This window comes from Pseudomonas sp. OVF7 (assembly GCF_030644265.1).
GTDB classification, from domain to species: domain Bacteria; phylum Pseudomonadota; class Gammaproteobacteria; order Pseudomonadales; family Pseudomonadaceae; genus Aquipseudomonas; species Aquipseudomonas gorinensis.
Genome location: NZ_CP128996.1, coordinates 6,298,657 through 6,323,903, shown reverse-complemented (window position 1 = coordinate 6,323,903; position 25,247 = coordinate 6,298,657). Strand labels below are relative to the sequence as shown.

Below are 25,247 nucleotides of genomic sequence, written 5' to 3'. Positions count from 1 at the left end.
GAACATCCTGCTTCGGTTGTTAATAGGGCGCGCGGGGCCGCGCAAAACTGCAACATAATGCGAAAGATTTGCATTTTGTGTAAAGGCTTAAACGAGGGAAATATTCAGTATTGTTTTATCGGCTCAAAGAATGGCTGCGTTATTGCGCTCGGACTGCTTCAAATAAGCTGCCAATTCCCGCGCTGGCAGCGGTTTGCTGTAGTGATAGCCCTGACCCTCATGGCAGCCTTCGGAGATGATATAGGCCTCTTGCTCCGCGGTTTCCACGCCCTCGGCGATCACCTGCATGCCCAGGCTTTTGCCCAACTGGATGATGGCGCGCACGATGGTTGCATCGTCATCGTCGTCCAGCAGGTCCTGAACGAAGCTCTTGTCGATCTTGATCTTGTCCAGGGGCAGGCTTTTCAGGTAGCTCAAGGATGAATAACCGGTCCCGAAGTCATCGATGGCGATCAGCGCACCGGAACGGCGCAGGCTCAGCAGGTGCTGGGCGGCGGTGCTGATGTCTTCCATCAGGCCGGTCTCGGTCACTTCCAGTTCCAGGCTGCGCGGCGGCAAGCGGTAGATCTGCATGAGGTTATTGACCACTCGCGGCAGTTCGGCGTGGTGCAACTGCACGGTGGACAAGTTGACCGCCATGCGCAGGCCGGTGAAGCCCTGGTCATGCCATTCGCGCAGTTGCCGGCAGGCCTGGTCGAGCACCCATTCGCCAATGGGGATGATGGTGCCGTTCTGTTCCGCCAGCGGGATAAACAAGTCTGGCGGTACCAGGCCATGCTCCGGGTGCTGCCAGCGGATCAATGCCTCGACGCCGACCACACGGTGGTCGCGATAGCTGATCTGCGGCTGGTACACCAGGTGGAACTGGTCGCGGCTCAGGGCGTCGCGCAGGTCTTTTTCCAGTTCGCGGCGACGGCGCATTTCGCTGTCGACGCTGGCGATATAGAACTGGTACCGGTTGCGCGAGCGGCTCTTGGCCAGGGTCATGGTTTGTTCGGCTTTTTGCAGCAGCTTTTCGGTGCTGTCGCCGTCTTCCGGGAACAACGTGATGCCAATGGTGGCGCGCAGGCGGATCAGCTCATGGTCGAGGGCGAATTCCGCTTCCAGGTCATCGAGGATGCTTTGCGCCAGTTCAGCGGCTTCGTACGGCTGGTCGATATCGGCCTGCACCAGGGCAAACTGGTCGCCGCCGAGGCGGGCAAGCGCACCGAGGCGGCCACTGTGGGCGCGCAGGCGGTCGGCCAGGGCGAGCAATAATTTGTCGCCGGCCTGGTAGGTGAACTGCTCGTTGACACTTTTAAAGTCGTCCAGGCCCACGCACAACACGGCCACGCGGCGTTGCCGGCGGCCGGCGTCGATCAGGATCTTGTCCAGTTGCTCCTGCAGTTTCTGGCGGTTCGGCAGGCCGGTGAGAAAGTCGTATTGGGCCATGCGCAGCAGGCTGGATTCAGCTTCGTGGCGCAGGTGGGTATTGCGTTCGATGGATTCGAGCAACTGATTGGCGGTGTTGATCCACAGCCCCAGTTCGTTGCGTTCGTGGCCCTTGAGCTGAGGGATCTTGTGTTCGCTGGGCCGGTCGGGGTTGATCGACGTCAGGTGCTCGATAATCCGCGACAACGGTTTGGTCAGCAGCCAGTGGTACACCAGGTACAGCACCAGGCCCATGGCCAGGGCGCGCAGCACACCGGAAATGAAGATGATCACCGAATTGACAATAAACCCCTGGCCATAGGTGGCTGTGTCGAGGGTGATGCTCAGGTCGCCGTAATATTCGCTGTAGGGGCCTTTGCCGACCAGGGCGGTGGTGAATGTGCGTTCCTGGCCGAGGATCAAGTCGGTCAGCCAGCGGCTGGGGGATTGCTGCATGGCGCGGCTTTTTTCCGCGAGCATGGTTTCGTTGGGATGGCCGATGGAGGCCATGCGCACCGCGTCGTCCTGAAACAGCCCCTCGATCACCTGCATGCCCATCTCGCGGTCCAGGCTATAGACGGCCTGGGTCGAGGGGTCGCGAAACATATCGAGGATGCGCTGGGCATCACTGGCCACGGCCTGGCGTGTCTTGTAGGCATCGAAGACGATCTGCGCGACGCTCAGCGCCACACCCACGATCAATGCCGACAGCAGCACAACCCGTAACAACTTCACCGACAAGCTGTTTTTGAGTTCCAGCTTCAAAGGGTCATTCCTTGTTCCATGCGGGTGGCCTTCAATATGCCATGAGTATTGGCAATCTGGTGAGGGCAGTCAAAGGGACATTAAGAGCAAGAGCCCAATCGACGTTTTGGCTGGATAAACGCGAGAGATGGCAGGTTATCTCATGGCTTGTCTGAAGTGGACGAGGAGAGGGGCGGGCGCTGCAAGCCCCACTGGGAAAAAAGCGGAGGAGCTGCGCCTTTATTATTCGCAGAGTGTCTTAAAAACTAATCGGACCCTGTGGCTGTTGCTCTTCGCCGCCGATCTTCGCGCCGTCGCCGGCTGTGTCCATTGCTTTATTGGCCATGTCCATTGCGTCTTTTGCCAGATCCATCCCCGTCCCCAGAAGGCCCATTATCATTGAGATTGCACTTGCTCCCGATATCGGATCCATCGTCATTCCTCACACTTGATTAAGAGGTTCATTCCTCCTATCGCTTGTGTGGCGAATTCTGTTGTTGGGTTCCCGTGCTTATGGCCTGTCTATCCTGCGCCCGTAAAAAATCTATGGTCCCCCCCATTTTTGCAATACTGATTAACGGGCGATGTGGTTGGCTTGCTTAAATCTATCCGGCGTCTGTTTGGGGCTTGCCCCAGCGCCACGATGAGAGTCGCGCCTGACGATCCTTAAAAGCCCGTCGGCTTCTGAAGCCGATTTTTATGTCAGGATCTTCGCCAGGCCGGTAGGCCGTTCACGTCATCCGTTGTTCAGCTATCGCAAAACCTGAAGGGTGAATTGTGGTACTGCAACAACCGCAGGGTCAGGCGTTCAAGGCGTCTGGCCCTGCTTCATATTGCGCATGGTGAGCCGCTATCGCCCAAGCGATACGCGCCAGTTTGTTGGCCAGGGCACAGGCCACCACATTCGAGTGTCGTCGGCGCAGCAGCGCTCGCACCCAGTCGGCCAAAGCCCCCTTCTGATGATCCAGCCTCTGCATGTAAACCCTGGAGCATTGCACCAGCAGTTGCCGCAGGTGCTTGTCACCCCGCTTGCTGATCCCCAACAAATTGGCTTTGCCGCCCGTGCTGTACTGTCGCGGCACCAAGCCCACTGAAGCCGCAAAATCGCGACTGCATCGGTATTGCTTGCCATCGCCCATTTCTACAGCCAGAAGGCTGGCGGTGATCGGACCGACACACGGCATGCTAAGCAAACGGCTCCCCAGATCATCGTCGGCCAGCTGGCAAGCCAGTTGTTTGTCCAGTTCCTTGATCTGTTCATCCAGGTAAACGAAGTGATCGTGCAGGCGTTGCAACAGCACTGTCAGCCGCACAGGCAGCTCATGCTCGGCCAAAACAGCTGCCAAACGCTTCATGATGGCTGAGCCTTTGGGCAGGCTGATGCCAAATTCCAGCAGGAAACCGTGCATCTGATTGGCTGTCTTGGTGCGGTCATGCACCAACGACTCGCGCATGCGATGCAGGACAGACAGGGTTTGCTGAGACTCGGTTTTAGGCGTAACGAAGCGCATGGACGGACGGGAAGCCGCCTCGCAAATGGCCTCTGCGTCGATAAAGTCATTTTTGTTGCCCTTGACGAAAGGGCGGACAAACTGCGGTGAAATCAACTTGGTCGTATGCCCCATCGCCGCAAGCTGACGGGCGATGAAGTGAGAGCCGGCACAGGCTTCCGTTACCACGACGCAGCTCGGTAAGTTGCCGAAGAACCGCATCATCTGCGCTCGCGAGAGCTTTTTGCGAAACACCTCGCGGCCCGATTTGTCTTGGCCCAGAAGGTGGAAATTATGTTTGCCGAGATCGATCCCGATCAGTGCTGACTCGCTCATGATGATGGCCTCCAAAAACAAAACACCCTGCGAAAGCGTAGCCCTCGCAGGGTGTGGGGGGGACCATCTCATTAGCCCGGCAATTGCCGGGCTCTTTCTACTGCAAGGGTTGCTTAGGCAGTGAAGGTCTTGCCTTCGAACTGCTCAGCCACGAACTTCCAGTTGACCAGGTTCCAGAACGCTTCCACATACTTTGGACGGGCGTTGCGGTAGTCGATGTAGTAAGCGTGTTCCCAGACGTCGCAGGTCAGCAGCGGGGTGTCGCCGCTGGTCAGCGGGTTGCCGGCGCCGATGGTGCTGGCCAGGGCCAGGGAACCGTCAGCCTTTTTCACCAGCCAGCCCCAACCGGAACCGAAGGTGCCGACGGACGTCTTGGTGAACTCTTCCTTGAACTTGTCGAACGAACCGAACGAAGCGTTGATCGCTTCAGCCAGTGCGCCGGTCGGTTGGCCACCGGCGTTTGGCGCCAGGCAGTTCCAGTAGAAGGTGTGGTTCCAGACCTGAGCGGCGTTGTTGAAGATACCGCCCGAAGAGGATTTGACGATCTCTTCCAGGGTCTTGCCTTCGAACTCGGTGCCAGGCACCAGGTTGTTCAGGTTCACGACATAGGTGTTGTGGTGCTTGTCGTGGTGATATTCCAAGGTTTCCTTGGAGATGTGCGGCTGCAGGGCATCGTGTGCGTAGGGCAGCGGCGGCAATTCGAAAGCCATGATGATTCTCCTAATCAGGTCAGTTGCGGTGAGCGCAAGGCCGATCACGGGCGGCCAAACAAGCGCCGGGGAGTTTGTACTCTTTGCGGCGCAGGGTCCGGATCATAGCACCGGGGGTACGGCAAAACCACGCAACAACTGTGTGGGATAGAGGTTCCAGAGCGTTTTAGAATATTCGTCATGCAGCAATCAATTGATAAGCGACGCTGAACATCATCGCGGCCACCAGCAGGTCCAGCAGGCGCCATGTTGCCGGGCGTGCCAGCCAGGGTGCCAACCAGGCCGCGCCGAGCGCCAGCGTGGCGAACCACAGGAACGAAGCGCTGGCTGCGCCGGCGACGTAGGCGCCGGGTTCGGTCTGCTGCGCGCCGAGCGAGCCAATCAGCAACACCGTGTCCAGGTATACATGGGGATTGAGCAGCGTCACCGCCAGGGCACTGAGCATGACCGCGCGTAATGAACGCACCTTGAGGTTGCCGCCTTGCTCCAGGCTTTGTCTGGAAAACGCCCGGCGCAACGCCAGGGTGCCGTACCACAGCAGGAACGCCGCCCCGCCCCAGCGGGCAATTGCCAGCAACAGCGGGTTCTGCGCCAACACCGTCGCCAGGCCGAAAACCCCGGCGGCGACCAGAATCGCGTCGCACACCACACACAATGCCGCCACTGGCAGGTGATGTTCACGGCGCAGGCTCTGCGCCAATACAAATGCGTTTTGCGTGCCGATCGCCATGATCAGGCCCAGGGCCACCAACAGGCCATTCAGATAGCTTTGCCACATAGGGTTTTACTCCGCGTTCGCCGCCAAATGCCGTAGTACGTCCATGGCGCGTTCGGCATCCGCATGGCCGACAAACAGGTGATCGTGGTAATACCCGGCAATCACGTTGCAACTGATGCCGGCCTTGCCCAGCGCGCCGGCGAAGGCGGCGGTCAGGCCCACCGCCTCCAGGGCCGAATGCACATTCAAGGTGATCCAGGCCGCCACATAGTCGAAGGGCAGCCCGGCCAGTTCGGCTTGCTGGCGTTCCAGGATCAGCGTCAGGCCTTGCGGTTCGCGAAAGCTGCCGATCACCTCGCAACCCGCAGGGATACGGTGGTCGGGCAGGGTGCAGAACACATACTCACCCGTGTTCAACTGCGGGCTCATGCTGCGCAGCAGGGTCGCCAGGGCGGTTTCGCCAGCCATGTGAGGTTCCTTTTAAAGAGAGAAGCAATGCTGGCTATTCTCATGGGACGAGCTGTATAAGAAAAACCAATATTGCTGATCGCTCATTAGAGAAACTGATGTTCGACTATAAATTGCTCTCCGCCCTGGCGGCGGTGGTGGAACAGGCCGGGTTCGAACGCGGCGCACAGGTGCTGGGGCTGTCGCAGTCGGCAATCTCTCAGCGCATCAAATTGCTGGAAGCGCGGGTCGGCCAGCCGGTGCTGGTGCGGGTTACGCCGCCGACACCCACCGATATCGGCCGGCGCCTGCTCAACCATGTGCAGCAGGTGCGGTTGCTGGAGCGTGACCTGCAAAGCCAGGTGCCGGCACTGGACGAAGAGGGCATGCCCGAGCGCCTGCGTATCGCCCTGAATGCCGACAGCCTCGCCACTTGGTGGGCCGAGGCCGTCAGCGAGTTTTGCGCCGAGCAGCATTTGTTGTTGGACCTGGTGGTGGAAGACCAGACCGTTGGCCTCAAACGCATGCGCGCCGGCGAAGTGGCGGCTTGCATTTGTGCCAGCGAACGCCCGGTGGCCGGTGCACGCAGCCTGTTGCTGGGGGCCATGCGCTATCGGGCGTTGGCCAGCCCGGCCTTTATTGCCCGGCATTTCCCGGCAGGCGTGCGTGCCGATGAACTGGCGCGCACGCCCGCCTTGGTGTTCGGCCCTGATGATTTCCTGCAACACCGTTACCTGGCCTCCCTTGGGGTAGAAGGCGGTTTTGAACATCATTTATGCCCATCATCCGAAGGCTTCATTCGCTTGACTGAAGCCGGGCTCGGCTGGGGCCTGGTGCCGGAGTTGCAGGTGCGCGACCAGTTGCAAAAGGGCGTGTTGCTCGAGTTATTGCCAGATAAGCCCATCGATGTACCGTTGTACTGGCATCATTGGCGCAGTGGCGGGCAACTGCTGGGCTTATTGACCGACCATCTGGCTCAGGCCTGTGGTCAATGGTTGGTGCCGTTGGAGTGATGGCAGGCGTCAAGGCAGCAGCGATGAAAAACGAAAGAACACGGGGTAATACATGAAAATTCTGGTCACCGGCGCAAGCGGCTTCATCGGCGGGCGCTTTGCGCGTTTCGCCCTGGAGCAGGGCCTGGACGTGCGGGTCAACGGGCGGCGCGCCGAAGGTGTGGAACACCTGGTACGGCGCGGCGCCGAGTTTATCCAGGGTGATTTGAATGACGCCGACCTGGTGCGCGACTTGTGCCGCGATGTCGAAGCCGTGGTGCATTGCGCCGGCGCTGTCGGGTTGTGGGGGCGTTATCAGGATTTCCATCAAGGCAATGTGCTGGTCACCGAAAACGTGGTCGAAGCCTGCCTCAAGCAACGGGTCAGGCGCCTGGTGCATCTGTCGTCGCCGTCGATCTACTTCGACGGGCGCGATCACCTCGGGCTGACCGAAGAGCAGGTGCCCAAGCGTTTCAAGCATCCCTACGCCGCCACCAAGTACCTCGCCGAGCAGAAGGTGTTCGGCGCCCAGGAGTTCGGCCTCGAAGTGCTGGCCCTGCGCCCGCGTTTTGTCACCGGCGCCGGCGACATGAGCATCTTCCCGCGCCTGCTGAGAATGCAGCGCAAGAACCGCCTGGCCATCGTCGGCGACGGCCTGAACAAGGTCGACTTCACCAGCGTGCACAACCTCAACGAAGCGCTGCTCAGCGGCTTGCTCGCCACCGGTTCGGCGCTGGGCAAGGCCTATAACATCAGCAACGGTACGCCGGTGCCGGTGTGGGATGTGGTGAACTACGTGATGCGCCAGATGGGGATGCCTCAGGTTACCCGTTACCGGTCGTATGGCTTGTCCTACAGCGTAGCGGCGTTGAACGAGGCGTTTTGTGCGATGTGGCCCGGGCGCCCCGAGCCGGCGTTGTCGCGCCTGGGCATGCAGGTGATGAACAAAAATTTCACCCTCGACATCAGCCGGGCCAGGCATTATCTGGACTACGAGCCCAAGGTCAGCCTGTGGGCGGCCCTCGACGAGTTCTGCAGTTGGTGGAAAGCCCAGGACCCTGGCTTGAAGTAAGCTCATAACCAGCAACACATCGGGAACCGAATTCCGGGTTCCGGGTCGATCAGTGCAGCGGGACTGCGGTTTATACTCCCGTCGCTCGGCGTTCCAGGTAGCTCCCTCACCGATTCAAGGTTGATTCATGCGTAACGATGCTAATGACGATTTTGACAATGTTCCCAGCCTGCGGGCCGACATCGGGGATGACGATGATTTCGTGCCGACTCCCGCCACGTCCGTGCGCTCGCGCAGTACCCCCGTGGTCAAGGTCAAGAGCGCCAGCACCGGGCCATTGTGGGCGCTGGTCGGTGCGCTGCTGATCGCCTTTGCCGGCCTGGCCTGGTGGAGCTTCCAGCAGATTTCCCTGATGGGCCAGCAATTGGTCGCCACCCAGGAAAGCTTTGCGCGCATCAGTGAAGAAGCGGCGGGGCGCCTGCAGGATATTTCCGGCAAGGTGGTGGCCAGCGAGGCCAGCGTGAACAACGGCAGCGAAGCGCTGAAACTGCAGATCAAGCAGTTGGAAACCCAGTTGCTGGAGCAGAGCAAGCAGCAAGTGGGCGTGGCCGGCCAGGCCACCGAGTTGGACAAGCGCCTGGCGCAAATGACCGCCAGCACCACCGACCTGTCGACTGCCAACGCCAAGCTGCAAGGCCAGGTGCAGGCCCTGACCGATGCCGTGGCGACCCTCAAGGCGGCGCAGGTCGATGCCGGCAAGCGTGATACCGAGATCAGGGAGCTGGCCGCCGACGTGGCGGCCTTGAAGAAGCAGGGCAACCCAAGCGCCGCCGTCGCCCGGCTGGAACAGGACGTCATGGTCCTCAAGAGCGCCCAGGACAACCAGTCAGCCAATAGCGATGCGCCGACCAACAAAGAGTTCGACGTGTTCCGCATCCAGACCACCCGCAATATCACGACCTTACAGAGCCAGGTGCAAAACCTGAATCAGCGCCTCAATGCGCCGGCGGCTGTCACGCCACTCATCCAGTAACACTCGCTCCTGAGTGTGCCTGTGGCGAGGGCTTGCGTGTGGCGAGCGGGCTTGCCCTAATGCCGTTCAGTTAAGGCTTTTTTGTAGGAGCGAGCTTGCTCGCGAAAAGCTCACAGGCGCCGCGTTCATTCAGGAAACACGCGTTATCGTTGACGTTTTTCGCGAGCAAGCTCGCTCCTACAGAAGGCGATGTACGCTTAACTGAACGGCATTAGGGCAAGCCCGCTCCCCATAGCCAACTCAGTGGTGTGAATGTCACCATCCGGTGACATTTCCCATTCCCTTCGTTACTTGCCCTCGTCTCGCCCTTGTTTAGACTCGGGCCCATCCCATAAAAAATAAAAAGGGCTACCCATGACCACGCAACCACTGCCTGCCAGCAGTTGGCTGAACGCACCTGCCCATCACGCCTGGCTCGCCAACGAAGGCCAGCGCCTGCTGTCATTCGCCAAGGCCGCCCGCTTGCCTGAAGGCTTTGGCAACCTGGACGATCAAGGCCAGTTGCCAGCCAATGCCCAGGCCGAAACCATGAACACCGCTCGCATGACCCACAGCTTCGCCATGGCCCACGCCATGGGCGTACCGGGCTATGCCGAGCTGGTCGCACATGGGGTCGCCGCGCTCAGTGGCCCGCTGCGCGATAGCGAACATGGTGGCTGGTTCGCCGCCCCTCGCGCCTTGGATGGCAACACCGGTAAGGCCGCGTACCTGCACGCCTTTGTCGCCCTGGCCGCGAGCTCGGCGGTGGCGGTGGGTGCACCCGGTGCGCAAACCTTGCTGAACGATGCCGTCTCTATCATCGACCAGTTCTTCTGGAGCGAGGAGGAGGGCGTGATGCTCGAATCCTTTGCCCGGGACTGGAGCAGCGTCGAAGCCTATCGCGGCGCCAACAGCAACATGCACGCCACCGAAGCGTTTCTCGCCCTGGCTGATGTCACCGCCGATACCCGCTGGCTGGACCGTGCTTTGCGTATCGTCGAGCGTGTGATACAGACCCACGCCGCCGGCAACCAATTCATGGTGATCGAGCATTTCGACGCCCAGTGGCAACCCTTGCTCGACTACAACGAAGACAACCCCGCTGACGGATTCCGCCCCTACGGCATCACCCCTGGCCACGGTTTCGAATGGGCTCGCCTGGTGTTGCACCTGGAAGCCGCACGCCTGCAAGCCGGCCTGGCCACGCCGGGCTGGCTGTTGACCGCCGCCAAAGGCCTGTTCGCCAGTGCCTGCGAGTCTGCATGGGCGGTGGATGGTGCCCCCGGCATCGTCTACACCCTGGATTGGAACCACCGCCCGGTAGTGCGCGAGCGCCTGCACTGGACCCACGCCGAAGCCAGCGCCGCCGCCCAGGCTTTGCTCAAGCGCACCGGCGAGTTGCAGTATGAAACCTGGTACCGGTGCTTCTGGGAGTTTTGTGACACCCATTTTATTGATCGAGCCCATGGCAGTTGGCACCACGAACTCAGCCCGCATAACCAGCCCAGCAGTCGGATATGGGGTGGCAAACCGGACCTGTATCACGCCTGGCAAGCGGTAGTGCTGCCTGCACTGCCCTTGTCCCCAAGCATGGCCAGCGCCTTGGCAGAGGGGTTCTATGTCACCAGATGGTGACATTTGTGCATCCCTTTGTTACCTGCGCTTGCAACATCCCTGTTTAAACTCCGTGCAGCGCAAGCTCCAGACTTGCATGCATAACAACAAAAAAAAGGTACTCAGATGAACGCGATTAATCGCCTCGCCATCGCTATTTCCGTCGCCTCGTTGTTTCCCCTCAGTGCTTTTGCCGCCGACTCGAAAGGGACGGTTGAAGTTGTGCATTGGTGGACCTCCGGTGGTGAGAAAGCGGCCGTAGATGTCCTGAAGGCCCAAGTTGAGAAAGATGGTTTCACCTGGAAAGACGGCGCCGTTGCCGGTGGCGGTGGCGCCACAGCCATGACTGTGCTGAAAAGCCGCGCGGTGGCTGGCAACCCGCCAGGTGTTGCCCAGATCAAAGGCCCGGACATCCAGGAATGGGCGTCTACTGGCCTGCTCGATACCGACGTGCTCAAAGACGTCGCCAAAGAAGAAAAGTGGGACTCCCTGCTCGACAAGAAAGTCTCCGATACCGTGAAGTTCGACGGTGACTACGTCGCCGTACCGGTCAACATCCACCGCGTGAACTGGCTGTGGATCAACCCGGCCGTCTTCAAGAAAGCCGGTATCACCAAGAACCCGACCACCCTCGAAGAATTCTACGCAGCCGGCGACAAGCTCAAGGCCGCGGGCTTCATCCCGCTCGCCCACGGTGGCCAGCCTTGGCAGGACAGCACCGTGTTCGAAGCCGTCGTCTTGTCGGTGATGGGGGCCGATGGCTACAAGAAAGCCCTGGTCGACCTGGATAACGGCGCGCTGACCGGTCCGCAGATGGTCAAGGCCCTGACCGAGCTGAAGAAAGTCGCGACCTATATGGACGTCGACGGCAAAGGCCAGGACTGGAACCTCGAGGCCGGCAAGGTCATCAACGGCAAGGCCGGTATGCAGATCATGGGTGACTGGGCCAAGTCCGAATGGACCGCTGCCAAGAAAGTCGCCGGCAAGGATTACGAGTGCGTAGCCTTCCCAGGCACCGACAAGGCCTTCACCTACAACATCGACTCCCTGGCGGTGTTCAAGCAGAAAGACAAAGGCACTGCCGCTGGCCAGCAGGACATCGCCAAGGTCGTGCTGGGTGAAAACTTCCAGAAGGTGTTCAGCATCAACAAGGGTTCGATCCCGGTTCGTACCGACATGCTCAATGAAATGGACAAGCTCGGCTTCGACTCCTGCGCCCAGACCGCGGCCAAGGACTTCCTGGCCGACGCCAAGACCGGCGGCCTGCAGCCAAGCATGGCGCACAACATGGCCACCACCCTGGCCGTGCAAGGTGCGTTCTTTGATGTCGTGACCAACTACATCAACGACCCGAAAGCCGACCCGGCCGACACCGCCAAGAAACTCGGCGCTGCGATCAAGTCTGCCAAGTAACGGTTGACCTTGTGAGGGGGGCCCCTGACCCCTCACAGGGCCTGTTCCTGTAGTCCTTTTTTCCTGTATTGGATTTCCCCATGAGTTCTGTTGCTGTGTTCAGCAAAGCCTCGCCGTTCGATGCACTGCAGCGCTGGCTCCCCAAACTGGTGCTGGCGCCCAGCATGTTCATCGTGTTGGTGGGCTTCTACGGCTACATCCTGTGGACGTTTGTACTGTCGTTCACGACGTCTACGTTCCTGCCGAGCTACAAATGGGCGGGCCTTGCGCAATACGAGCGGTTGTTCGACAACGATCGCTGGTGGGTCGCGAGCAAGAACCTGGCCCTTTTCGGCGGGATGTTTATCGGTATCACCTTGGTGATCGGCGTGACACTGGCGATTTTCCTCGACCAGAAAATTCGTCGCGAAGGTTTTATCCGCACCATTTACCTGTACCCGATGGCGCTCTCGATGATCGTCACCGGTACGGCGTGGAAATGGCTGCTCAATCCAGGCATGGGCCTGGACAAACTCCTGCGTGACTGGGGCTGGGAAGGCTTCCGTCTCGACTGGCTGATCGACCCGGATCGCGTGGTCTACTGCCTGGTGATCGCCGCGGTGTGGCAAGCCTCCGGTTTTATCATGGCGATGTTCCTGGCCGGCCTGCGTGGCGTGGACCAGTCGATCATCCGTGCTGCGCAGATCGATGGCGCGAGCATGCCGCGCATCTACTGGAGCGTGGTGCTGCCAAGCCTGCGTCCGGTGTTCTTCAGTGCGGTGATGATCCTGGCACACATTGCAATCAAGAGTTTCGACCTGGTGGCAGCGATGACTGCTGGCGGCCCGGGTTATTCCTCCGACCTGCCAGCCATGTTCATGTACTCGTTCACCTTCAGTCGTGGCCAGATGGGCATGGGCTCGGCCAGTGCAATCCTGATGCTCGGTGCGATCCTCGCGATCATCGTGCCGTACCTGTATTCCGAGCTGAGGACCAAGCGTCATGACTAGTCTCGCCTCCAAACCTGCCATCAGCCTGAGTCGCATCGCGATCTATGCGGTGCTGATCCTCGCGGTACTGCTGTACCTGGTACCGCTGGTGGTGATGCTGCTCACCAGCTTCAAGACCCCGGAAGACATCAGTACCGGCAACCTGCTGAGCTGGCCAACCGTGGTCACCGGCATCGGCTGGGTCAAGGCCTGGGCCACCGTCGACGGTTACTTCTGGAACTCGATCAAGATCACCGTGCCGGCCGTGTTGATTTCTACCGCCATCGGCGCGTTGAACGGCTATGTGCTGTCGTTTTGGCGCTTCCGTGGTTCACAGTTGTTCTTCGGTTTGCTGTTGTTCGGCTGCTTCCTGCCGTTCCAGACCGTTTTGCTGCCGGCCTCGTTCACCCTCGGCAAGATGGGGCTGGCCAGCACCACCACCGGCCTGGTGTTTGTGCACGTGGTCTACGGCCTGGCGTTCACCACGCTGTTTTTTCGTAACTACTACGTCAGCATTCCCGATGCGCTGATAAAGGCGGCGCGACTGGACGGTGCAGGATTCTTCACCATCTTCCGTCTGATCATCCTGCCGATGTCGACCCCGATCATCATGGTCTGCCTGATCTGGCAGTTCACCCAGATCTGGAATGACTTCCTGTTCGGCGTGGTGTTCTCCAGCGGCGACTCCCAGCCCATCACGGTGGCGCTGAACAACCTGGTCAACACCAGCACCGGGGCCAAGGAATATAACGTGGATATGGCGGCGGCGATGATCGCCGGGCTGCCGACCCTGCTGGTCTATGTGATCGCAGGCAAGTATTTCGTGCGCGGCCTCACGGCCGGCGCGGTCAAGGGGTAATCATGGCTACGCTTGAACTTCGCAATGTAAACAAGACCTATGGCGCCGGCCTGCCCGACACCTTGAAGAACATCGAACTGTCGATCAAGGAAGGCGAATTCCTGATCCTGGTCGGTCCCTCGGGCTGCGGTAAATCCACGCTGATGAACTGCATCGCGGGCCTGGAGACCATCACCGGCGGCGCAATCATGATCGGTGACCAGGACGTCAGCGGCATGAGCCCCAAGGATCGCGACATCGCCATGGTGTTCCAGTCTTACGCGCTGTACCCGACCATGAGCGTGCGCGAGAACATCGAGTTCGGCCTGAAGATTCGCAAGATGGCCCAGTCCGACATCGACGCCGAAGTGGCCCGTGTGGCCAAGCTGCTGCAGATCGAGCACCTGCTCAACCGCAAGCCGGGCCAATTGTCCGGCGGCCAGCAACAGCGGGTGGCCATGGGCCGTGCCCTGGCGCGTCGTCCGAAGATCTACCTGTTCGACGAACCGCTGTCCAACCTCGACGCCAAGCTACGCGTCGAGATGCGAACCGAAATGAAGCTGATGCACCAGCGCCTGAAAACCACCACGGTCTACGTCACCCACGATCAGATCGAAGCGATGACCCTGGGCGATAAAGTGGCGGTGATGAAGGACGGCATCATCCAACAATTTGGCACGCCGAAAGAAATTTACAACGACCCTGCTAACCTATTTGTGGCAAGCTTTATCGGTTCACCACCAATGAACTTCGTTCCTATGCGCCTAAAACGCAAGGACGGGGGGCTGGTGGCGCTGCTCGACAGCGGCCAGGCGCGTTGTGAATTGCCGCTGGGTATGAACGACGCCGGTCTGGAAGACCGTGATGTGATTCTGGGCCTGCGCCCGGAGCAGATCGTGTTGGCGGCGGGTGAGGGCAATGGTTCATCGAGCATTCGTGCCGAGGTTCAGGTCACCGAGCCGACCGGGCCGGACACACTGGTGTTTGTGCAGCTCAATGACACCAAGGTCTGCTGCCGTTTGGCGCCTGATGTGGCGCCGCAGGTGGGCGAGACCCTGACACTGCAATTCGATCCATCCAAGGTATTGCTGTTCGACGCCAACACTGGCGAGCGCCTCGGCACTGCTTCTTCATTGCCCGCACAGGGGCATGCGGACAATGTGGCCCAATTCAAAGGTCGCTGAAGTAGATAAGTTGTTGTTTTAGATGAAAAAAAAGTAACCCGCGTTAGATAAAAACAGTTTAATAACAATAAAGACGAGGATGTAGGGATGAAAAAGCAACACAACAACACTCGGCTGATCTGCCAACTGTCAGCAGCAGCAGCCCTTGTACTGTCCGCCAATGCGATGGCGGCCGATGCATTCAGCGCCGATTCCAAGTGGATGACCGGCGATTGGGGCGGTGAGCGTACCAAGCTGATCGAGCAAGGTATCGACATCAAGGCTGACTACGTAGGGGAAATGGGCGCCAACCTGCACGGCGGCTATAACGACGACAAAACCGGCCGTTACTCCGACCAGTTCGGTCTGGGCGTAGCGCTGGACCTGCAAAAGCTGTGGGGCTGGGATAACACCCAGGCCAAGATCCAGCTGACTAACCGTAATGGCCAGAACATCTCCAACGACCGCATTGGCGACCCGCGTGCCGGCACGCTGAGTTCGTCGATGGAAGTCTACGGTCGCGGCCACATGGTGCGTCTGACCCAGTTCTGGATCCAGCACCAGATGTTCGACAACAAGTTGGACGTGAAGCTGGGTTACTTCGGTGAAGGCGAAGACTTCAACACCTTCCCATGCGACTTCCAGAACCTGTCGTTCTGCGGCTCGCAAGTGGGTAACTATGTAAATACCTGGTACAACTGGCCGGTTGCCCAGGCCGCGATCCGCGTGAAGTACAACATCACGCCTGAGCTGTATGCGCAAATCGGTGCCTACAACCAGAACCCATCGCAACTGGAGCACGGCAACGGCTTCAAGCTCAGCGGCAGCGGCACCAAAGGTACCGTGATTCCGGTGGAATTGGTCTGGTCGCCGAAGGTTAACAACCTGCCGGGCGAATACCGTGTGGGTTACTACAAGAGCGCCGCCGATGCCTCGGACGTACGTGAAGACGTCAACGGCAACGACGCTGCTACCACTGGCGCCGCCTTCCGTACCCGCAGCAGCAAGAAAGGCTACTGGTTCGTTGCCCAACAGCAACTCACCACCCATAACGGCGACGCTTCCCGTGGCTTGAACATCGCAGCCAACGCGACCTTCCACGACAAGGAAACCAACCTCGTCGATAACTACCAGTCGTTGATGCTGGTGTACAAAGGCCCATTCGACGCGCGTCCAAAAGATGACGTCGGCATTGGCGCTGCGCGTCTGCACGTCAACAATGACGTGAAGAAAAACGCCGAACTGCTTAACGTCGCCAATGGTGTGAGTGATTACGACAATCCGCTGTACACGCCTATTCGCGAAACCGAGTACAACTTCGAAATCAACTACGGCTTCCACGTCACCAACTGGCTGACCGTGCGTCCCAACCTGCAATACGTTGTCCAACCGGGCGGCGTGGATAAAGTCGACAACGCGCTGGTGGCTGGCCTGAAAATTCAGTCTACGTTCTAACGCTGTTGCGATAAGCTCCTTCTCTCTGTGCGCATTTTGCGGGTAGCCATGGCTATCCGCTTTTTTTTGGGTGGCACTGTGACGATATTCAGGACCGTGGCACATGCATGAGCATCCGTTGCAACGCTTTTTCAAATCCCTGCGCGAGCGTCCGGTGTTTGCCTGGGAACGCTTCCAGATGCGCGATGTGTTGGTGATCGACCATCCCCTGTGTCAGGCGGTGTTCAGTCGTCAGGGCGCGCAATTGCTGCATTTCCAACCCCGCGGCCAGAAACCCTGGCTGTGGTGCGCGGCCAAGTGGCCGCAAGTCGGCGCCATCCGTGGTGGTGTGCCCGTGTGCTGGCCGTGGTATGGACGCCACCCGAGCGAGAACGCCTGGCCCTCCCATGGCTGGGCGCGGCTGATCGACTGGAAGCTGCTCGACAGCGCCAGCGACGACGACGGCGTACGCCTGCATTGGCAGTTGCAGTTATGCGACTGGCAGGTCGACCTGCATGCGCACCTGGGCGAGGCCCTGGAACTGCGCCTCAGCACCGAGCACCAGGACGAACTGCCGTGCCAACTGAGCCATGCGTTGCATGCCTATTGGCGTATCGGCAACGTCGGTGAGATAGCGCTGTCTGGACTCGATGGGGCCCAAGGCTATGACCAGCTCAACCGCCAGGTTTGCCAGCAGGAAGGTGAACTACGGGTCGATGGCGGGTGCCAGCGGGTGTTCCAGCATGAGGGCGAATTGCACCTCAAGGATCACGCCTGGCAGCGCGAGTTGTGCATCGACACCGGTGACAGCGCCGACACCGTCGTATGGCATCCCGGCAGCCGGCCGCTATTGGGCGTCAGTTTCAACGAGGCGTCGGGGTTTGTCTGTGTGGAGTCGGCGATGGCCGGGGCGAGCCTGGCGCCGGGGGAGAGGGCGCATTTGAGTTTGCAGGCCAGGGCTGGCGTTTAGCGGTGTTGCGGGTGGCCTTATCGGGGCAAGCCCCCTCCCACAATTGACCGGGTTTCAACAGGGGAATGCAGTCGAATGTGGGAGGGGGCTTGCCCCCGATAAGGCCAGTACAGCCAATACAAAGGCAGGCCTAGTTGAACTCATCCCCCACCGGATACCGGCTGTCGTTCAAGCTCTCTTTGATCTTGCGCAAATGCGGCTGGAAATCCACGCCACGGCGCAAGGTCATGCCGGTCGCCAGCACATCCAGTACCGTCAATTGGATGATCCGCGAGGTCATCGGCATATAGATGTCGGTGTCTTCCGGCAGCGGAATGTTCAGGCTTACCGTACTGGCCTTGGCCAGCGGCGAGTTTTCGGCGGTCACACCCAGCACCGACGCGCCATTTCCCCGGGCGATGCGCGCCACTTCCACCAATTCGCGGGTGCGCCCGGTGTAGGAGATGATCACAAACAGCTCGCCCGTATGCGCCACTGACGCGATCATGCGCTGCATCAGCACGTCGGCATGGGCGGTCACCGCCAGGTTGAAGCGGAAGAACTTGTGCAGTGCATCCATGGCCACCGGCGCCGACGCGCCGAGGCCGAAGAAGTGGATCTGCCGGGCCTGGATCAGCAAATCCACGGCCTTGCTGATCAAGGCCGGGTCCAGGGCCTGGCAGGCGGCGTCCAGCGAGGCAATCGCGCTGCCAAAGATCTTCTGTGTATAGGCCTCAGGGTTATCATCGGCCTCCACGGCGCGGCTGACGTACGCTGCGCCACTGGCCAGGCTTTGCGCCAACTGCAATTTAAGTTCAGGGTAACCGCTGACGCCGAACGAACGGCAGAAACGGTTGACCGTCGGTTCACTGACCGAGGCGGCTTGGGCGAGGGCTGCGATCGAGAAGCGGGTCGCCTGCTGCGGGTTGAGCAGGATGACCTCGGCGACTTTTTTCTCAGCCTTGTTCAGTTCTTCGAGGCGGTTCCGGATCTGTTCCAGAAGATTTCGCACGCGGTCCATTCAGTCTTTCCTTCGGGCGACGATGCAAATAAAGGGCGGCAACTCATCGACGAGTAGCCCTTTGCGGTGGCCTATCCTACTGAGGGTAGCTGAACACCACCACTCGGAATGCGTATTTCGGGAAAATGTTGTGGTTATTACTACATTTTTCCTTGAGTGATGCCTTGAAAAAAGGTATTTGTAGCTTAACTTGATAAAAGAACAAACATCATGCCTTCGATAACCGTAGAACCCTGCACCTTTGCCCTGTTTGGCGCCTTGGGTGATCTGGCGCTGCGCAAGTTATTTCCTGCCCTCTATCAACTCGATGGCGCCGGGCTGCTGCACGACAACACGCGCATCCTGGCCCTGGCCCGTGAAGCCGGTTCCGAGCAACAGCACCTGGCCCATATCGAAAAAGAACTGCGCAAGTACGTCGGCAAGGAACTGGACGAGAGCGTCGCCCAGCGTTTCCTCGCGCGGTTGACCTATGTTCACGTCGACTTCATGAAAGCCGACGATTACGTGGCCCTGGCTGAAATCGCCGGCACCGAGCAACGCCTGATTGCCTACTTTGCCACGCCGGCTGCAGTGTACGGCGCGATTTGCGAGAACCTGTCCAAGGTCGGCCTGGCGGAAAATACCCGGGTGGTGCTGGAAAAACCCATCGGTTCGGACCTGGAATCCTCGCGTAAGGTCAACGACGCCGTGGCGCAGTTTTTCCCGGAAAACCGCACCTACCGTATCGATCACTACCTTGGCAAGGAAACTGTCCAGAACCTGATCGCCCTGCGTTTCGCCAACAGCCTGTTCGAAACCCAGTGGAACCAGAACTACATTTCCCACGTGGAAATCACCGTGGCCGAGCAGGTCGGGATCGAAGGCCGTTGGGGTTACTTCGACAAGGCCGGCCAACTGCGCGACATGATCCAGAACCACCTGTTGCAGCTGCTGTGCCTGATTGCCATGGACCCGCCCGCCGACCTGTCCGCCGACAGTATCCGCGACGAGAAGGTCAAGGTGCTCAAGGCGCTGGCACCGATCAGCCCGGATGGCCTGACTACCCAGGTGGTCCGCGGCCAGTACATCGCTGGCTACAGCGCTGGCAAGCCGGTGCCGGGTTACCTGGAAGAAGAGAACTCCAACACCCAGAGCGACACCGAGACCTTCGTTGCCCTGCGCGCCGATATCCGTAACTGGCGGTGGGCCGGGGTGCCGTTCTACCTGCGTACCGGCAAGCGCATGCCGCAAAAGCTGTCGCAGATCGTGATCCACTTCAAGGAACCGTCCCACTATATCTTCGCCCCTGAGCAGCGCCTGCAGATCAGCAACAAGCTGATCATTCGCCTGCAACCGGACGAAGGGATCTCCTTGCGGGTGATGACCAAGGAGCAGGGCCTGGACAAGGGCATGCAACTGCGCAGCGGCCCTCTGCAACTGAATTTTTCCGACACTTACCGCAGCGCCCGTATCCCGGATGCCTACGAGCGGTTGTTACTGGAAGTGATGCGCGGCAATCAGAACCTGTTTGTTCGCAAAGATGAAATCGAAGCCGCGTGGAAGTGGTGTGACCAGTTGATCGCCGGGTGGAAGAAGTCCGGCGATGCGCCCAAGCCGTACGCGGCGGGGTCCTGGGGGCCGATGAGCTCGATTGCACTGATCACGCGGGATGGGAGGTCATGGTATGGCGATATCTGAATTGAAACTGCCTCAGGGCGTCACTGCCCATGAGTACCGTACGCCCGCGCTGCTGGCGGACGGCCTGGCCAATGACGTGGCCGAACAACTGCGCGCGGCCATCAGTGCCCGTGGCGAAGCGACCCTGGTGGTGTCCGGTGGCCGTAGCCCCGTGGCGTTTTTCCAGAACCTGGCCAAGCAGGGCCTGGACTGGTCCAAGGTCACCATCACCCTGGCCGACGAGCGTTGGGTGCCGGTGGAACATGCCGACAGCAATGCCGGTTTGTTGAAGCAGCACCTGTTGCAAGGCCCGGCAGCCAAGGCCAAGTTCCTCAGCCTGTACAGCGCCGCCGCCAACCTTGAAGACGCTGCCCGGCAGGCCGATCGCCTGCTGGCCGAACTGCCAGCCATTGATGTGCTGGTATTGGGCATGGGTGATGACGGCCACACCGCATCGCTGTTTCCCAACAGCCCGAACCTGAGCGAAGCCCTGCAGGCCGACGGTACCCGCCGTTGCTGGCCGATGCTGGCGCCGACCGTGCCGCACCAGCGCCTGACCATGAGTCGCGCGCTGCTGGCCACGGCCAACTACACCGTGCTGTCGATCTCCGGCAGTTCGAAATTGACCACCTTGAGCGCCGCGCTGGCCAGTGACGACGTTGCTGCCATGCCGATTCGCGCGTTTTTGCAACCTACTTTAGAGATTTACTGGTGCCCATGAGCCAAGGATCAGCCGCTATGAAAAGCCCTCAACCGACCGTGTCCATGGCGGATAAAGTTGCCCTGATCGACAGCCTCTGCGCCAAGGCGCGGATCCTGCCCGTGATTACCATTGCCCGCGAACAGGACATCCTGCCCCTGGCCGATGCCCTGGCCGCCGGTGGTTTGACCGCATTGGAAGTGACCCTGCGTTCGGAGTTCGGCCTCAAGGCCATCCAGGTCCTGCGCGAGCAGCGCCCTGAGCTGTGCACCGGCGCCGGCACCGTACTCGACCGCCACATGCTTGAAGCGGCCGAAGTGGCAGGCTCGCAATTTATCGTCACCCCTGGCATTACCCGCGACCTGCTGGAAGCCTCGGTGCACAGCCCGATTCCGCTGCTGCCCGGCATCAGCAATGCCTCGGGCATCATGGAAGGCTATGGCCTGGGCTATCGTCGCTTCAAGCTGTTCCCGGCCGAAGTCAGTGGCGGTGTAGCGGCCATCAAGGCCCTGGGCGGCCCGTTCGGCGAAGTGAAATTCTGCCCGACCGGCGGGGTTGGCCCGGCCAACATCAAGAACTACATGGCGTTGAAAAACGTGATGTGCGTGGGCGGTAGCTGGATGCTTGACCCGGAGTGGGTCAAGAACGGCGACTGGGCGCGTATCCAGGAAGTCACCGCCGAGGCGCTGGCGCTGCTGGACTGATCTGATTTACCGAATCGTTGTTGCTGTGCTTGACGGCATTTTTGCGGTGCACTTGGTCGGTGTACCGCTTTTTTTTGCCTGCAAAAAACTGAGCCCTCTCCCACGTTTAATCGCTGCTTAGCTCGGTAATGGCGTTGACCAGCACATCGATGTCCGCCGCTGAGGTCAGCAACCCTGGCGTCACCCGAATGCAGGTACCGAACGACGCTCCGACACGCGTGGTGGTGAACAGGTTGAAGTCCTTGAGCAACCGGTCCGCCATGACCTGCTGATCCCGGCCAATGAACTTGAATGCCGTAATCCCGCAATACAGCCGTGGATCGTCCGGCGTCAGTACCTCGATGCCCGGCAACGGCCGTACCCGGCTCACCCACAAATCCCTCAGGTAATTGACCCGGGCGCCCTTGGCTTTCGCGCCGCCCATTGCGCGATGCTCTTCAAACACCAGGGGCAAGGTCATCAGTGCCGGAAAGTTTGGCGTGCTGTACGACGTACGTGCACGAACGTCGGTGGCGGGGTAGTGGAACTCGCCCATGTCCGGATCTATGTCAGCCAGGCGTTCGGGGGCGATATAGAGAAACCCCAGGGTCAGCGGCGCGCCGATCCATTTGTGCAGGTTGAAACCGGCGAACTGAATGCCCAGCTCGACGAGGTTGAACTCGATCTGGCCCAGTGCATGAGCGCCGTCGAGGATCACGTCGATGTCATGCTCACGTGCAGCCCTGGCGATGGCCTCGACAGGCATCACCAGGCCGGTGCGATGGGTCACGTGGGTCAGCGCCATCAGCTTGAGGCGCGGGTAGCGCTCGAACGCATCACGATAGGTCTGCACCAAGCTGTCGAAACTGGCCGGATGAGCGTGGGACATTTCGATCACCTCCACCCCTCTGTAGCCGGCCAGCCAGCGCATGGCGCCTTTCACTGTGTCGTACTCCAGATCGCTGATCAGCACCTGATCGCCCGGTTGCAGGCGGTTGTAGTTGCGGATCAACGACTGCAACGCTTCGGTGGCATTGCGGGTGAATGTGACGGCTTCGGGGTCGGCATCGATCAGCTCGGCCAGTTGGCGGCGGATCGTCTCGTTCTCGCCCTGCTCGAAACGCTGGCGCACATGCACCGCGTTACTGCGGTTGATAAACGCCACGTGCTCCAGGTACTGCGCTTGCACCGCGTGGCTCATGCGCCCGAAGTAGCCGTTTTCCAGGTTGATCGGGCCTGGCTCCAGGGCATAGCGCTGGGCGATGGCCAGCCAGTGGGTTTCGTTATCTGCATTCCATGGCATGGCATAGGTTCCTAATGACGAGGGGCGGGTTTGCCGTGTTTGGCGCGCAGCGGTTCCAGCAGTTCGGACAAGCCGTTGTGGTCGATCTCCTGCATCAGGGCCAGCAGGCCGCCGAGTTCGCCGTGGGGGAAACCTTCACGGGCAAACCAGTTCAGGTACGGGCCGGGCAGGTCCGCGATGATGCGTCCCTTGTACTTGCCGAAGGGCATTTCGCGGGTGATCAGCAGTTCGAGTTTTTCGGGGTTCATGAAGGCTCAGGCGTTTGCGTCGAGACCTTGGAAAATACAGGCATTCTGCATGAAGGCCAAATGACAGATCATGCAAATAACGTACATACAGATGGTTAAAATATTTTTAAGTTGTTGAAAGTAAACATAAAAGTATTTTCTAAAAAACTGGCACGGGCGCTGCAATCATTAAGGCAACCCTTCTTCACCTGCCTAAGGAATTGAAAAATGACCGACATCAACAAAGAATCCATCTCCGTACTCAACGACCTGATCGAGACCAGCATCGACGGCCAGAAAGGCTTCAAGGAATGCGCTGAAGATATCAAGCACCCAGAACTCAAGGCTCTGTTTGCCAAGCGCTCCGCTGACTGCGCCACTGCCGCCGCCGAACTGAAGACGGCCGTGCGTGCCCTGGGCGGTGACCCAGAAGATTCCGGTAGCGTAGCCGGTGCCCTGCACCGTGGCTGGGTCGACGTGAAGTCGATGGTGACCGGTAAAGATGAAGAGGCTGTGCTGAACGAAGCCGAGCGCGGTGAAGACCACGCACTGAAGGCTTACAAAGAAGCCATCGAGAAGATCAACAAGCACAACTTGCTGGGCATTCGTGACTTGGTTGAACGTCAGTTCCACGGCGTGCAACGTAACCACGACCAGGTGAAAGCCCTGCGTAACCAGGCTCGCGCTCAGTCGTAAGCCCTGCGCTGTAACAATTGTGGGAGGGGGCTTGCCCCCGATAGCGGAAGATCAGTCGATATTTCAATGACTGATCCTCCACTATCGGGAGCAAGCCCTCTCCCACATTTGCATTGTGCTGACTCTGAAATGGCTATCAGCCGATGCTGATCGGCGGCAGTTCGGTCAAGGTGACTACCTGCTGCTTGCGCGGTGCGAGGATTTCGGCTTCGCCATCCACCACCAGCTCATCACGCTGGTTGAACACGCGGGTGGCAATGCGTACGCGGAACTTAGGCAGCTTCTCGAGGATTTCCAGACGCACGGTCAGGGTATCGCCGATTTTCACCGGCTTCTGGAAGGTCATCTGCTGGCCGATATAGATCGTGCCCGGCCCAGGCAGCTCGCAGGCCACCGCCGCACTGATCAGCGCTCCGCTGAACATGCCGTGAGCGATACGCTCCTTGAACATGGTCGCCTTGGCGTATTCGGCATCCAGGTGCACCGGGTTGTGGTCGCCCGACATCGCGGCGAACAGTTGGATGTCGCGCTCTTCGACGGTCTTGCTGTAGCTGGCGGTCTGGCCAACTTCGAGGGCTTCGTACGGGGTGTTGGTTACCTGGGTCATCTAAAGGTGCATCCTGTGGCTAATCGATAATTTAAACGGATGATTTTAAAGGAAAAATTATTCGCAGCGGGCTGGCCTGCGCAAACTCAAGGCCTGGTCGAGCCACGTCAGCACATCCGCTGTGACTTCGTCGCGATTGGTTTCGTTGAACACTTCGTGACGCGCCTGTGGGTAGATAGTCAGTTGCAGGTTCCGGCAGCCGGCCTCGCGCAATGCGTTGGCCAGGCTTTTGAGACGCTTGCCTTCACTCACCGGATCACATTCGCCGCCCATCACCAGGATCGGCAGGCCGGGATCGATCTGCGCGAGATTGGACGCTTTGCTGATTTGCTGCAAGCCACCCAGCAGGTCGATCCACAGTTGGTTGGTGCAGCGGAAACCACAGAGCGGGTCATGGATGTACTTGTCGACCTCAACCGGGTCGCGACTGAGCCAGTCGAAACCGGTGCGATTGGGTTTGAACGCCTTGTTGAACGATCCGAATGACAGGAATTCAATCAATGCACTGCGCCCGCGCGGGCCCTGGCGCAGGCGTTCGGCGCGGGCGATGATTCGCGCTGCGCGATACAGCGCCACCGGCTGGAAATTCGAACCGCTGAGGATCGCACCGTCCAGGCTGGCGCTGTGGTGCAGCAGGTAGGCCTGGGCGATGTAGCTGCCCATGCTGTGCCCCAGCAAAATGATCGGAAGGCCCGGCTGCTGCTGGCCGATATGCTGATTGAGACTGGCCAGGTCACCCACCACCTTGTTCCAGCCGTCCTGCTCGGCGAACAACCCTAGCGTACCTTCGTCAGCGGTGCGGCCATGGCCGCGCTGGTCCAGCGCATACAGGCCGTAGCCGGCGCCGCACAAGGCCTGGGCCAGGCGCGCGTAGCGACCACTGTGCTCGGCCATGCCATGGGACAGCATCACCAGGGCCTTGGGCGTGCCGTCGGGCAGCCACTGGTTGACGTACAGGCGGCTGCGGTCATTCGCGGTCAGCCAGAAGGTGGTGTGGTTCATGGCGGTTCCTTTGCTCAGGGTCGTTGCAGTGTATAGCTCATCCCGAGGGTTGCGGCTGATCTGTGCAAGCCCTTGTAGGAAGATTCACGCAATTAATGAAGC

At 59.8% G+C, this 25,247-nt stretch carries 25 protein-coding genes; 14 read left to right on the top strand and 11 right to left on the bottom strand.

What is annotated here, in order from left to right:
* Window positions 1–123: 123 nt before the first annotated feature.
* The 6 genes from QU606_RS28760 to QU606_RS28735 all read right to left on the bottom strand — a co-directional run bounded on the left by QU606_RS28760 (window position 124) and on the right by QU606_RS28735 (window position 5,876).
* Window positions 124–2,175, bottom strand: a complete 2,052-nt coding sequence (locus tag QU606_RS28760) for a bifunctional diguanylate cyclase/phosphodiesterase (protein WP_024077100.1) — start codon at window positions 2,173–2,175, stop codon at window positions 124–126.
* A 238-nt stretch (window positions 2,176–2,413) separates the two neighbouring features.
* Entirely contained in the window at window positions 2,414–2,587 is a 174-nt protein-coding gene (locus QU606_RS28755) for a hypothetical protein (RefSeq protein ID WP_168232544.1), read from the bottom strand.
* Between the two features lie 367 nt (window positions 2,588–2,954).
* Window positions 2,955–3,980, bottom strand: a complete 1,026-nt coding sequence (locus QU606_RS28750) for an IS110 family transposase (protein WP_024074122.1) — start codon at window positions 3,978–3,980, stop codon at window positions 2,955–2,957.
* Window positions 3,981–4,093: 113 nt separating this feature from the next.
* Window positions 4,094–4,690, bottom strand: a complete 597-nt coding sequence (gene sodB / locus QU606_RS28745) for a superoxide dismutase [Fe] (protein ID WP_024077098.1) — start codon at window positions 4,688–4,690, stop codon at window positions 4,094–4,096.
* Window positions 4,691–4,868: 178 nt separating this feature from the next.
* Window positions 4,869–5,468, bottom strand: a complete 600-nt coding sequence (locus QU606_RS28740) for a LysE/ArgO family amino acid transporter (RefSeq protein WP_069076944.1) — start codon at window positions 5,466–5,468, stop codon at window positions 4,869–4,871.
* A 6-nt stretch (window positions 5,469–5,474) separates the two neighbouring features.
* Window positions 5,475–5,876, bottom strand: a complete 402-nt coding sequence (locus QU606_RS28735; RefSeq protein WP_024077096.1) for an ACT domain-containing protein — start codon at window positions 5,874–5,876, stop codon at window positions 5,475–5,477.
* Between the two features lie 98 nt (window positions 5,877–5,974).
* Between QU606_RS28735 and QU606_RS28730 the strand changes: the two genes are divergently transcribed.
* The 10 genes from QU606_RS28730 to QU606_RS28685 all read left to right on the top strand — a co-directional run bounded on the left by QU606_RS28730 (window position 5,975) and on the right by QU606_RS28685 (window position 17,271).
* Entirely contained in the window at window positions 5,975–6,868 is an 894-nt protein-coding gene (locus QU606_RS28730; RefSeq protein WP_024077095.1) for a LysR family transcriptional regulator ArgP, read from the top strand.
* Window positions 6,869–6,920: 52 nt separating this feature from the next.
* Window positions 6,921–7,919 (top strand): NAD(P)-dependent oxidoreductase, encoded by a 999-nt coding sequence (locus QU606_RS28725; protein WP_069076945.1) that lies wholly within the window; start codon window positions 6,921–6,923, stop codon window positions 7,917–7,919.
* Between the two features lie 127 nt (window positions 7,920–8,046).
* Window positions 8,047–8,892 carry an ATPase gene (locus QU606_RS28720; protein WP_069076946.1) on the top strand — a complete coding sequence of 282 codons (846 nt, stop codon included), beginning with the start codon at window positions 8,047–8,049 and terminating at the stop codon, window positions 8,890–8,892.
* Window positions 8,893–9,246: 354 nt separating this feature from the next.
* Complete coding sequence (locus tag QU606_RS28715) at window positions 9,247–10,506, top strand: AGE family epimerase/isomerase (protein ID WP_304997880.1); 1,260 nt, start codon at window positions 9,247–9,249, stop codon at window positions 10,504–10,506.
* A 105-nt stretch (window positions 10,507–10,611) separates the two neighbouring features.
* The gene (locus QU606_RS28710; RefSeq protein ID WP_024077091.1) at window positions 10,612–11,898 is read left to right on the top strand and encodes an ABC transporter substrate-binding protein; all 1,287 of its coding nucleotides are present in this window, start codon (window positions 10,612–10,614) and stop codon (window positions 11,896–11,898) included.
* Between the two features lie 80 nt (window positions 11,899–11,978).
* Window positions 11,979–12,887 carry a carbohydrate ABC transporter permease gene (locus QU606_RS28705; protein WP_024077090.1) on the top strand — a complete coding sequence of 303 codons (909 nt, stop codon included), beginning with the start codon at window positions 11,979–11,981 and terminating at the stop codon, window positions 12,885–12,887.
* A complete protein-coding gene (locus QU606_RS28700; protein WP_024077089.1) occupies window positions 12,880–13,725 on the top strand; it encodes a carbohydrate ABC transporter permease in 846 nt (281 codons plus the stop codon). Before QU606_RS28705 ends, QU606_RS28700 begins: the two co-directional genes overlap by 8 nt.
* A gap of 2 nt (window positions 13,726–13,727) precedes the next feature.
* On the top strand, window positions 13,728–14,888 hold the full coding sequence (locus tag QU606_RS28695; RefSeq protein ID WP_024077088.1) for an ABC transporter ATP-binding protein: 1,161 nt from the start codon (window positions 13,728–13,730) through the stop codon (window positions 14,886–14,888).
* A gap of 87 nt (window positions 14,889–14,975) precedes the next feature.
* Window positions 14,976–16,322 carry a carbohydrate porin gene (locus tag QU606_RS28690; protein ID WP_168233480.1) on the top strand — a complete coding sequence of 449 codons (1,347 nt, stop codon included), beginning with the start codon at window positions 14,976–14,978 and terminating at the stop codon, window positions 16,320–16,322.
* A 103-nt stretch (window positions 16,323–16,425) separates the two neighbouring features.
* Window positions 16,426–17,271 carry a D-hexose-6-phosphate mutarotase gene (locus QU606_RS28685; RefSeq protein WP_024077086.1) on the top strand — a complete coding sequence of 282 codons (846 nt, stop codon included), beginning with the start codon at window positions 16,426–16,428 and terminating at the stop codon, window positions 17,269–17,271.
* Between the two features lie 130 nt (window positions 17,272–17,401).
* On the opposite strand, the gene QU606_RS28680 is transcribed toward QU606_RS28685, so the two are convergent.
* The gene (locus QU606_RS28680; RefSeq protein WP_172831385.1) at window positions 17,402–18,262 is read right to left on the bottom strand and encodes a MurR/RpiR family transcriptional regulator; all 861 of its coding nucleotides are present in this window, start codon (window positions 18,260–18,262) and stop codon (window positions 17,402–17,404) included.
* 219 nt (window positions 18,263–18,481) lie between these two features.
* Between QU606_RS28680 and zwf the strand changes: the two genes are divergently transcribed.
* Genes zwf through QU606_RS28665 form a run of 3 tightly spaced genes read left to right on the top strand, consistent with a single transcriptional unit; the run spans window position 18,482 to window position 21,331 of the window.
* Window positions 18,482–19,948 (top strand): glucose-6-phosphate dehydrogenase, encoded by a 1,467-nt coding sequence (gene zwf, locus QU606_RS28675; RefSeq protein ID WP_024077084.1) that lies wholly within the window; start codon window positions 18,482–18,484, stop codon window positions 19,946–19,948.
* Complete coding sequence (gene pgl / locus QU606_RS28670; RefSeq protein WP_102625437.1) at window positions 19,935–20,648, top strand: 6-phosphogluconolactonase; 714 nt, start codon at window positions 19,935–19,937, stop codon at window positions 20,646–20,648. Before zwf ends, pgl begins: the two co-directional genes overlap by 14 nt.
* 17 nt (window positions 20,649–20,665) lie before the next feature.
* Window positions 20,666–21,331 carry a bifunctional 4-hydroxy-2-oxoglutarate aldolase/2-dehydro-3-deoxy-phosphogluconate aldolase gene (locus QU606_RS28665; protein WP_025858441.1) on the top strand — a complete coding sequence of 222 codons (666 nt, stop codon included), beginning with the start codon at window positions 20,666–20,668 and terminating at the stop codon, window positions 21,329–21,331.
* A 106-nt stretch (window positions 21,332–21,437) separates the two neighbouring features.
* Here QU606_RS28665 and QU606_RS28660 read toward each other — a convergent pair whose 3' ends face one another.
* Both QU606_RS28660 and QU606_RS28655 read right to left on the bottom strand, forming a co-directional pair.
* Complete coding sequence (locus QU606_RS28660) at window positions 21,438–22,613, bottom strand: aminotransferase class V-fold PLP-dependent enzyme (RefSeq protein WP_024077082.1); 1,176 nt, start codon at window positions 22,611–22,613, stop codon at window positions 21,438–21,440.
* An 11-nt stretch (window positions 22,614–22,624) separates the two neighbouring features.
* Window positions 22,625–22,861 (bottom strand): DUF3820 family protein, encoded by a 237-nt coding sequence (locus QU606_RS28655; RefSeq protein WP_003213031.1) that lies wholly within the window; start codon window positions 22,859–22,861, stop codon window positions 22,625–22,627.
* 207 nt (window positions 22,862–23,068) lie between these two features.
* Here QU606_RS28655 and QU606_RS28650 point away from each other — a divergent pair, with 207 nt between their 5' ends.
* Complete coding sequence (locus tag QU606_RS28650) at window positions 23,069–23,536, top strand: PA2169 family four-helix-bundle protein (RefSeq protein ID WP_024077081.1); 468 nt, start codon at window positions 23,069–23,071, stop codon at window positions 23,534–23,536.
* 136 nt (window positions 23,537–23,672) lie between these two features.
* Here the strand turns inward: QU606_RS28650 and QU606_RS28645 are convergent, their stop codons facing one another.
* Window positions 23,673–24,143, bottom strand: a complete 471-nt coding sequence (locus tag QU606_RS28645) for a MaoC family dehydratase (RefSeq protein ID WP_024077080.1) — start codon at window positions 24,141–24,143, stop codon at window positions 23,673–23,675.
* A gap of 57 nt (window positions 24,144–24,200) precedes the next feature.
* A complete protein-coding gene (locus QU606_RS28640) occupies window positions 24,201–25,145 on the bottom strand; it encodes an alpha/beta hydrolase (RefSeq protein ID WP_102625434.1) in 945 nt (314 codons plus the stop codon).
* Window positions 25,146–25,247 lie beyond the last annotated feature (102 nt).